The sequence below is a fragment of the Sunxiuqinia dokdonensis genome (assembly GCF_001270965.1).
Lineage (GTDB): Bacteria > Bacteroidota > Bacteroidia > Bacteroidales > Prolixibacteraceae > Sunxiuqinia > Sunxiuqinia dokdonensis.
The window spans coordinates 1-10,528 of record NZ_LGIA01000090.1 but is presented as its reverse complement, the minus strand read 5'-3'; the positions used below and the strand labels follow the sequence as shown (position 1 = coordinate 10,528).

7 protein-coding genes are annotated in these 10,528 nt (G+C 46.3%); 1 reads left to right on the top strand and 6 read right to left on the bottom strand.

Going from position 1 to position 10,528, the window contains the following annotated elements:
• From NC99_RS07115 to topA, 6 genes are all read right to left on the bottom strand, one after another.
• On the bottom strand, window positions 1-476 hold a 476-nt coding region (locus tag NC99_RS07115), incomplete at its 3' end, for a hypothetical protein (RefSeq protein WP_316930790.1).
• Between the two features lie 24 nt (window positions 477-500).
• Window positions 501-1,472 (bottom strand): type IX secretion system motor protein PorL/GldL, encoded by a 972-nt coding sequence (porL, locus tag NC99_RS07110; protein ID WP_053181517.1) that lies wholly within the window; start codon window positions 1,470-1,472, stop codon window positions 501-503.
• 21 nt (window positions 1,473-1,493) lie between these two features.
• Window positions 1,494-2,831 (bottom strand): T9SS ring complex lipoprotein PorK/GldK, encoded by a 1,338-nt coding sequence (gene porK, locus NC99_RS07105; RefSeq protein ID WP_053181514.1) that lies wholly within the window; start codon window positions 2,829-2,831, stop codon window positions 1,494-1,496.
• Between the two features lie 30 nt (window positions 2,832-2,861).
• Window positions 2,862-3,812 carry a PorP/SprF family type IX secretion system membrane protein gene (locus NC99_RS07100; protein WP_053181511.1) on the bottom strand — a complete coding sequence of 317 codons (951 nt, stop codon included), beginning with the start codon at window positions 3,810-3,812 and terminating at the stop codon, window positions 2,862-2,864.
• A 110-nt stretch (window positions 3,813-3,922) separates the two neighbouring features.
• Entirely contained in the window at window positions 3,923-5,077 is a 1,155-nt protein-coding gene (locus NC99_RS07095; RefSeq protein WP_053181509.1) for a formimidoylglutamase, read from the bottom strand.
• A 147-nt stretch (window positions 5,078-5,224) separates the two neighbouring features.
• Window positions 5,225-7,549, bottom strand: coding sequence for a type I DNA topoisomerase (topA, locus tag NC99_RS07090; RefSeq protein ID WP_053181505.1), 2,325 nt, complete (start codon window positions 7,547-7,549; stop codon window positions 5,225-5,227).
• Window positions 7,550-7,853: 304 nt separating this feature from the next.
• On the opposite strand from topA, the gene NC99_RS07085 reads away from it, so the two are divergent.
• On the top strand, window positions 7,854-10,196 hold the full coding sequence (locus tag NC99_RS07085) for a transglycosylase domain-containing protein (RefSeq protein WP_053181502.1): 2,343 nt from the start codon (window positions 7,854-7,856) through the stop codon (window positions 10,194-10,196).
• Window positions 10,197-10,528: the final 332 nt, after the last annotated feature.

Below are 10,528 nucleotides of genomic sequence, written 5' to 3'. Positions count from 1 at the left end.
TTCAAATCTTCTGCCTTTTTCATTCGAATCATCACTTCGGAGGGCACGTTCAACTCATCATCTTTTTTGATGACAATGGTGTCGCCCTTGGTGTTGACCATGAATGATTTGCTGCTGAGGTTAACCGATCCGCCTTCTTCTGTCAGGTTTGTACCCCCGGAACGCATGATAATTTCCTCTTTCAGATCTGTAATCTTATTGGTCAAACCGTCAGTAAGTGCTTTCACCCGGTCGGCTTTATCTTTCCATTCTTGTACTTTGGCTGGATTTTCTTCATAGGCCTGGGCAAAAGAGGCGTAAAGCTGGCTGTTTTTTGAATCAACACTTTTGAGTGTTTGCATTAAGCTTGAATCCACCACGCGGAAGGCATCTAACACTTCGGATGCAACATTTAGTGCCATCATTGCGAGCAGCACCAAATACATCATGTTGATCATCTTCTGTCGAGGAGTTTCCGGACAATTCTTGGTTCCCATATGCTAATGAGCTTATCGGTTTTTTTATTTATTCTTGTAGTTCATTGCTCCCAGCATATTGCCATAAATTGAATTTAGGGCTTCCAGGTGTTTATTCAGTTCTTCGGCATTGCTCTTGTATTTCTTAATTTCTTCGGTTGATGAGGCAATCATTGCATTCATTTGCGCCATTTCCTTAAAGAAATTTTGAGAGGACTGAAGTTGTTGGTTCGTTTCTTTGAGCTGGCTCTCGTAGCTCGAATTGAGCGACTCAAGATTTTTGTTCAGTTTGGAGAGGTTTTCACCATAGCTGGCCGAGTTTTTACTCAGTTCCGCCATTCCCGTATCAATTGTTCCGGCCACCTTTTGGTATGATGAGGCCAGTTTGCTGCTCGCTTGCGACATTTGGTTGGTAAACTCTTCGCCGGAAACGGCCAGTTTATCCAGCATCTGGTTGCTGTTTTCCGACAGCTTTTTGGCTGTGGTAGCATACGAATTCACCAGGCCACTAACCGATTCATTGATTTGGTGATTGGCATGGTTGCTAATTTCGGAGAAGGTACTCATCGATTCTGAGGCCGACGTCAGATTTTTAACATACATATCGGTAGCCAGCGTTGCGGTACTGATATCGCTGATACTTGAGGCTGTGTTGCTTAAATCTGTCAGGCCTTTCGTTACTTTGCTGATCAATTCGGGTGAAATATCCGCTTTCTGAAATAAATCGCCGAACCCGTTTTTTGATTCTTCCACATACTGATCTTCCTCCAGCACATAATCTTCTTTCAACTGCGGATAGACCTTCTCCCAATGAGGCATTTCCATGGGGGGTTCGAAAGCCGAAATCAGGAAGATGAATGCTTCGGTGGTTAAACCAATAATCAGGATCGGTCCGGAATAGGGCCAATGCTGAAGTTTAAACAATGCACCCAATAAGACGACTGAGGCTCCCAGGTTATAAACATAGCCTGTAAATACTTTCCAACGTTTGCTTTGTATTATTTCACCGATGTTCATTTTTTCAGAATTAAGGTTTGACTAAAATTCATTACCGAAAGAGGATCTAACACAACGAAATCCCACATATGATTTTGCGGTGTCCTGGTATTCGAAACTCCGCGTTGAAACTTGTAAGTATGGAGCAATGTCTTTCCACGAGCCGCCGCGAATCACTTTACGTTTCATCACCGGAGGGTCGTTGGGGCGGGCATTGTACTCGAAATTGGGGTTGAAGTCGTTCACATACATGTAGGCTGACTCGTCGTAAGCCGATATGGTCCATTCGGCCACGTTACCTGCCATGTCATAAAGTCCAAATCCATTGGGATCGTAGGTGCCAACTTTCAGGGTAACCAGTCCTTTATCTTCGACATAGTTTCCGCGAAGGGGTTTGAAGTTAGCCAAAAACCGACCATCGTCGTCGCGGGTGTAATAACCACCCCACGGATACATTGAAATATCTTTGTCGCCTCGTGCAGCATATTCCCACTCAACCTCGGTCGGCAACCGGTAATCCTGAATTTCAGGTTCTCCATGGCTGTTCAGATAGTCATTATGCAACTTGGTTCTCCAATGGCAAAAGGCTTTGGCTTGCTGCCAGGTCACCCCAACAACAGGATAATCGTCAAACCCGGGATGCCAAAAATATTTGGTTGTCCAGGGCTCATTGTACGCGTAGGTGTAATCACGAATCCACACCAAGGTATCGGGATAAACAGGGGCTGTTTCGCCAAAAATAAAGGAAGACCGGTTTTCAATGGGCCGTTCTTCTCCATTTTGGTCAATCACGGTGCCTTCGTAGCTTTCGGTTTCATAGTTATACCGGTTAGCTCCTTTGGCGGCTTGCTGATAGTCAATCCAATAGTAGGTGTAAAAAAGTTTTCTCGAGTCGATTTCCTTTTTTCCAAAGAAACGCTCGTTGCTCGGAATGTACATCGGCTCCAAAGCATCCATGTAGTCGGGATCATCCCACTCCAGGCGTTCATCCCAGTTGATTCTCGGTGGATCGATGATGTTGCCGTCGCGATCTTCGCTAATCATGAATTCCGGGTATTGTTCGCCAACCAACGTTCGGGCGATGGAATCGCGAACCCAGTTGACAAACTGCCGGTACTCATTGTTGGTGATTTCCGTGTCATCCATCCAAAAAGCATCAACCGACACAGTTTTGGTTGGTGTTGATGACCAGGTTGGATCTTGATCGTTCGGACCAATATTCACGCTTCCGCGATGCACAAAGGTCATCCCATACGGGGCGGGCTCAAACCACTTGCCCCTTCCCTGAACACCGGTAAGCTCTCCATTGCCGGATTTACCGCAACTGGACAAGGCCAGAATTGTTGCGAGAATTAAACCTGAAGAAAATATTTTTTTCATAGCTCCGCGTATTGCTTTCATAAGTTTAGCTTACAAAAATCTGATACTTTTATATTTCTTTAATCTGCTCTTCCCAAAATCAACGGCATAACGCAGGAATATCTCCTGTGTTCCGTATCCATATCTCCCCATAGCAGAGGTTGTGATATCATAGGCCAGGCCCACATTCAGGCCATTGCGCATTTCAACACTCATTAAAATAGCGATAGCATCATCAATCCGATAACTCAGACCACCCGAAAACCTTTCGTTATAAACCAGGTTTACCGTAAAATCGACCTGCGTACTGGCCAGATCTGATTTGGCAAAAATCGCCGGTCGCAACTCAAATAACGGGTTGGAGAGGCTAATATTGTACCCTCCAGACAAATAGTAACTTCTAATCAATGGAAAATATTCACCGCCATCCCCGTAAGTAATCTCCCCCTGGTTGATATGAGTAACAGAAATTGCCGCAAAATAATCATTTGATTTCAAATACAAACCCAATCCGGCATCAAAAGTGAGCTGACTCACTTCATTTTGTGGAATCCAACGGTCGCCACTGCCGTTGCCCGTGATACCGTCCTGCCCAACAGTGATCCATTCGCCATTGATTGCTTTATTGAATAAGCCAAAAGAAGAACCAATACCGAGGTCGCCGATACTGGTTGTTGTATGGTAAGCGTAGTTTAGGTTCACCAAAGTATTTTTGGAGAACCCCAACTCATCGCTGATGATATTTAATCCCACCCCACTTGTTCCGCCAAATATGTTCGCAGTAGTCTCCACGCTAAATAACAATGTTTTGGGGGCTCCGTCAAAGCCACTCCATTGATATCTGTTCAATATTAATCCAGTTATTGCATCATTACTTCCAGCAAAACCCGGGTTCACAATCAACATCGCTTCCCGATTGAAACTGAACTGGGGGTCTTGCTGCCCATATGCGGCTAAGTTAACGAATATTGATAAAAATAAAAAGTAAAATATTTTTTTCATAAATTGGCTGTTACTGCCCGGTTTATGTGCCAAAGTAAGTGAAAATAATAATTCCTCCTTGTCTTTTCATTCAACGCTTTATCATGTTTTTCAACGAATTCCGTTGCTTTTTATTTTGCCAGCCGGTTTAGTTTGCGAATATTGCGCCACCAGCGATCCGGAATTTCATTTTGTGCAGCCAGGCGATAATCTTCCTCTGTGCACGAAATAATTTGCTCCCGGGTGTCATCTTCATCGGTAATTTTCATCCACCAACGGCCGGTCTTCTGACTTTGATAAAAAGTTAGCGGCAAGTCAATATCGTCAATTTCAAGTAAAAACTCGTTAAAGTTTTCTTTGTCGCCGCTGGGTGTTTCCGCTTTCTTGTGATAAAATCCCTCTAAAAAATGCCAGATCACCTGCGCCATCAACTTACTGCTCAGATCATCATGATCCAACCGGGGAATCAGGTTGAAAAAACCCGCCACCTTGAGCTGATCAGCCATGCCGGCATAGTGGCCAATCTGGCAAGCCTCTTCGGCGTATAAGCCGTTGGGTGATCCGAAATACTGGGCCGGAGCCTCCAGCAGTCTGATCGCATTGATGTCGAAACTAAGCACATCAGCATCACGCAAATAGGGTTCAATATTAACCATATCGTATCTGATTTCGCCCAGTCGCTTCACCTCAGCGCCAACCTCATAGACATAATCGAGCTCGAGTCCGTCAACAAAATAGTTTTGGTAGCCTAAAATGGTTTGCGCATAAAGATTCGGCTGCTTCTCAACAATAAAATTCAGATAGTTTTCGGAACTAATGGTCTTTACTCCTTTTTTGAAATCGAACTTTGGATCAACATTGACCAGGTTGAAGGAATTCTCTTTAAACGCTTTCGTAATTCCGAATGTCAAATCCTGGCTACCGCCAAGCAAAACAACTGTTTTGCCCTGTTCAACCAGGCTGCCACAAACATCGCGTACGGCAAAATACGTGTCGTTCACCGTCTTCCCCACTTTGATGTTGCCGATATCAAGGATTTTGAAGCGGGGCGAGATCCGATTCAGGCTGTAAAGATGCTGCCTGATTTTATTGGGTGCCTTGGCACTTCCCCGGGTCACTGCGTTGCGGTCCTCTTCAACACCGACAATGACGATCTCTGCTTTGCAGAGCGGCAGTTTAAGCTGGTTTTTCTCCAGGATTTTCCCCAGGCTGAATTTTGACTGTGCCCAGGGTGCAAGTTTAAACTTCGAAAAATCTATGGGTTTCAAATAGAGCTTTGTATCCATTCGCAAGCGTACTGTAATTATTGTCGTGTTTCGGGCTCGTTATCTCTAAAGTCGGTTCAGTTCCGAACTGCAACCGCAGCCCTTTAAAGTTTTGCCCGGATGAAAATAAATAAAAAAGGCAAACATTTTCAGGTTTGCCTTAGGATATTATTTTTTCTTTTTTTGTTTCGGCTTTGGGCCTGCTTCAATAATCTTCATACAGTCTTCGAGTGAAAGTTTTTCGGCCTCGGTTCCTTTAGCGATTCTGTAGTTTTTCTTTTTGTAGGAGATATAGGGTCCCCACCGTCCGTTCAGAATCCGGAGTTCCGGCTCTTCGTCAAAGGTTTTGATCAGGGCCTTGCGATCCTTTTCCCGCTTGGCTTCAATTAGTTCGATGGCACGATCGAGCTCAATGGTGTAGGGATCGTCCACATTTTTTTCGAGCGACACAAATTTATTGTCGTGCCGCACATAGGGCCCAAACCGGCCAATGGCCACGCTCACTTTTTTGTCTTCGTATTCACCCAAATCGCGAGGAAGCTTAAACAAATCCAAGGCGTCTTCCAAGGTAATGGTCTCCAGGTGTTGTCCGCTTCTCAAGCTCGCAAACTGTGGCTTCTCCCCTTCTTCAGTGGTTTCACCCAATTGCGCCAACGGGCCATAACGCCCAATTTTAACCGAGACTGGCTTACCTGTTTTCGGATCGTCTCCTAAAATACGTTCACCATTTGTGCGCTCCGACACTTCCAACGCGTTTTCTACATTCTCGTGGAAAGGCTTGTAAAATTCATCAATCACCTCGCTCCAAACGCGGTTCCCATCAGCCACTTCGTCAAACTCAACTTCAACTTTGGCGGTAAAACGGTAATCCATGATTTTATCAAAGTACTTGATTAAAAAGTCATTCACCACCATGCCGATGTCTGTTGGGAAAAGCTTGGAACGCTCGGCTCCTGTAATTTCAGTTTTTACCGCTTCCTTCAATTGATTATCCACCAGGCTCATTTGAACAAACTGACGCTCCACACCCGGGCGATCTTCCTTCACCACATAACCCCGGTTTTGCACGGTGGTAATTGTTGGCGCGTAGGTTGATGGTCGTCCGATGCCTTGCTCCTCCAGTTTTTTAACCAAACTGGCTTCGGTGTATCGTGGCGGGCGTTGGGTAAATCGTTCGGTGGCCTCAACCAGCTCGGCACGTAAGGCTTGCTTTTCTTTTACCGGAGGAAGCAAGCTGGCGTTTTCGTCAGATTCGTCTTCGTTGTCGGTCGATTCCATATAAACCCGCAGGAAACCATCGAATTTGATGACCTCGCCAGTTGCCTGAAACAGTTCGGGGCTGTTGGAGACCGCAATATTAATGGTGGTGCGCTCCAGTTCGGCATCAGCCATTTGCGAAGCGATGGTCCGTTTCCAAATCAATTCGTACAAGCGCTTTTCCTGGTTCGAGCCACTCACCTCTTCCTGGTCGATATAACTGGGACGTATGGCTTCGTGTGCTTCCTGGGCACCTTTTGATTTGGTTTTGTATTGACGTAGTTTATGGTATTTCTCTCCAAGCGACTCAATAATCTTATTTTTTGCGGTATTGATGGCCAGCGACGACAGGTTGACCGAGTCGGTACGCATGTAGGTAATTTTACCGGCTTCGTACAAGCGCTGGGCGACCGACATGGTTTGCGACACCGAGAATCCAAGCTTGCGGCTGGCTTCCTGCTGCAAAGTTGAGGTGGTAAATGGCGCTGCCGGCGTGCGTTTCGACGGTTTGGTTACAATGTCGGCAATGCTGAATTCGGCGGTTTTGCACTTTTCAAGAAAAGCCTTCGCCTGTTCTTTGGTTTCGAACCGTTTTTTGAGGTCAGCTTTGAGCTCCACCGGATTTCCATTCTTGTCGGGCACCAGAAAAACGGCAGTCACGCGAAAGTTCGACTGGCTTTCGAAGTTCATAATCTCGCGTTCGCGCTCCACAATCAGGCGAACAGCAACCGACTGAACCCGCCCGGCCGACAGCGATGGTTTTACTTTTTTCCAGAGAACCGGCGAGACTTCGAATCCGACGATGCGATCGAGCACCCGACGGGCCTGCTGTGCATTCACCAGGTTTTCATCGATGGGACGCGGGTTCGCAATGGCCTTTAAAATGGCTTCTTTGGTTATTTCGTGAAAGACAATCCGCCGTGTTTTTTCGGGTTTGAGTTTCAGCACTTCTTTTAAATGCCACGCAATGGCTTCTCCTTCACGGTCCTCATCCGATGCGATCCAAACCATTTTGGCTTCCTTCGCATGTTTCTTCAGCTCAGCAACAATTTTCTTTTTGTCGGGTGAGACAATATATTTGGGCTGATAATTGTTTTCCATATCAATCCCAAAATCCTTTTTCTCGAGGTCTCGGATATGCCCCATACTGGATGTAACGAAATATTCCTTCCCTAAAAATCGTTCAATTGTTTTTGCTTTGGCCGGCGACTCCACAATGACCAGATTATCGTGCATAAAACCTCCTGTTTTCTAAAAATTTCTGCAAATAAAAGAAAATGCTTGACCATCTTCAAATTTTAGATGAATATTTTTTGTCTCATATTTATTTGATAATGATTATTTTATTGCGCTTCGACTCTCATTGCTAGCTTGCTGGATGAGAAAAATCAGCTCGAAAAATAATCGTTTGGCACAGGCACTTTGTCGGCCTGTGAGTGATGTTAAAAAGGTTTTTTCTCGTTCCAAACTTGTTTTCCAAAGCGAAAAATAATATTATTATTCCTTTCGTTATATTTGCCCAAACTTCTTATCGCAACGCATGGAAAAAGAAAAAAATAAATTCAGAAAATATACAACCCTGTTTTGGTCTTTTTATTTTGTTGGTTTACTGGCTGTCGTTGCCTTCTTCTTTTTTATTGCGAAAGGGAAACTGGGCGAAATGCCTACTTTTCGGGAGTTGGAGAATCCGCAAAGTTTGCTGGCATCCGACGTAATTTCGCGCGACCACGTTGTGCTGGGGCGTTATTTCAGAGAAAACCGCAGCTATGTGGACTATGAAAATTTAACGCCTGAGTTAATTCAAGCGCTTGTCGCAACAGAAGATGTTCGATTTTACCGCCACTCCGGAATCGACCTCCAGGGCTTACTCCGTGTGGCCAAAGGGGTTATAACCGGCGACGAAAGTTCTGGCGGAGGTAGCACCATCAGCCAGCAGTTGGCCAAAATGCTTTTCCCCCGCCAGGATTTCGAAAACAAACTTCAGTTGGTGTTTCGCAAGTTTAAGGAATGGGTGATTGCTGTCAAGCTGGAACGGAGCTATACCAAAGAGGAAATCATGACCATGTATTTAAATAAGTATGATTTTCTGAATTTAGCCGTGGGCATTAAATCCGCCTCGCGCATCTATTTCAATGTGGAACCCGACTCGCTGCAATTACACCAGGCAGCCATGTTTGTGGGTATGGCCAAAAACTCGTCGCTGTACAATCCGGTGCGCCGGCCCGAACTAACCAAGCAACGGCGGAATGTGGTGTTGAGCCAAATGAAAAAATACGGCTACATCAACCAGCAAACTTACGATTCGGTGAAGGCGTTGCCCTTGGGTCTCGATTATCAGAAAGAAGATTTTAAGCGGGGACTGGCTCCTTATTTTCGCGAGTATTTGCGAATCACCATGGGCGCATCAAAACCCGATCGTAGCAGGTATGCATCGTGGCAGCAAGTTAAGTTTGAAGAAGATTCGGTCGAATGGGAAACCAACCCACTGTTTGGCTGGTGCAAGAAAAACTTCAAACCCGATGGAACCAACTACGATTTGTATGAGGATGGACTGAAGATTTACACCACCATCGACTCGCGCATGCAAAAGTATGCCGAAGAGGCATTGGAAGACCATTTGAAACTGGATTTGCAACCGGCCTTTGACAAGCACTTGAAACGCTTGAACAACCCGCCCTTTTCGGGTGATATGAGTAACAGTGAAGTGGACGATTTGCTGAACCGTTTTATTCGCCAAAGTGAACGCTACCGGGTTTTACGCCTCGAGGGCAAGAACTTTGATCAGATCAAGCAGATTTTTAAACAGCCCGTGGAGATGGAAGTATTTACCTGGCAAGGCGATCAGGATACCATCATGAGCCCACTCGATTCCATTCGACACTATTTGAGCTTCTTCCGTTCCTCATTTATGTCGATGGATTTGGCCACCGGCCAGGTGCGCGCCTATGTGGGAGGCCCCAACTACAAGCATTTTATGTACGACATGGTGAAAGGCGGAAAACGGCAGGTAGGATCAACCGTCAAGCCTTTTCTGTACACACTGGCCATGCAAAACGGCTTGTCGCCCTGTACCAAAGTGCCCAACGTGCGGCAACAATTTGTGATGCCCGACGGAACCATCTGGGAAGCTAAAAATTCAAGCCGCGAAAGAGAAGGCGAAATGGTCACCCTGAAGTGGGGACTGGCCAACTCGGTGAATCAGATTTCAGCCTGGGTGATGAAACAGTTCAACCCAAAATCGGTGGTAAACGTGATGAATAAGATGGGTGTTTACAGCTGGATTGACCCGGTGCCTTCCATGTTTTTGGGAACCTCGGATATTACCTTGTACGAAATGGTGGGTGCCTACGGAACCTTTGCCAACAAAGGCGTTTATACGCAGCCGATCTTTGTGACTCATATCGAAGACAAGCATGGCAACGTCATTGCCCGCTTCCGGCCCGAGCGCCACGACGCCATTGACGAGCAAACAGCTTACCTGATGGTGAACCTGCTGCAGGGTGTGGTCGACAGCGGATCGGGACGACGGGTGCGCTGGCACCCGGTGTACGGGCAGATTGAAGGCCCCATCGCCGGAAAAACCGGAACGACGCAGAACCATTCCGACGGCTGGTTTATGGGAATCACCCCGCAGCTGGTGGGTGGCGTTTGGACCGGCGCCGACCTGCGCAGCATCCATTTCGACGATATTTCAACCGGGCAGGGCGCCAACATGGCACTCCCAATTTGGGGACGCTTCATGAAAAAGGTATATGCCGACGAAACCCTGGAATACGGACCCGATCATGAGTTTGAAAGGCCCATGAATTTCATTATGAATCTGGACTGCGACGAAGAAAACAACCCCCAGCAGAAACCGACCGAATTTGAAGATTTCTTTTAGGCGACACGCAAAAACAAACCGTATGGGATCCGCTGAAACCCGCAGGGTTTTACATTCATCACCCCAAAGAATTTGAGGGTTTAACAGGAGTGTATACCGGGCCAACCGCAAAGCGGATTGAACAACTGATAAGTACTTGCTGCGAGTAAATTCAACCCGCTCCGGGGTTGTTTGTTCTTAACTGTCCGCAGATCCCCGAGCTTCGCACGGGGTGATGAATATTTTACTCCTTCGGCGTTCACATTTCTCCTCAACTGCTTCACGTCTTCGCGATTAAAACCTCTCACCCTCTCACTCTCTCACCCTCCCATTCTCTCACTCTCCCATTCTCA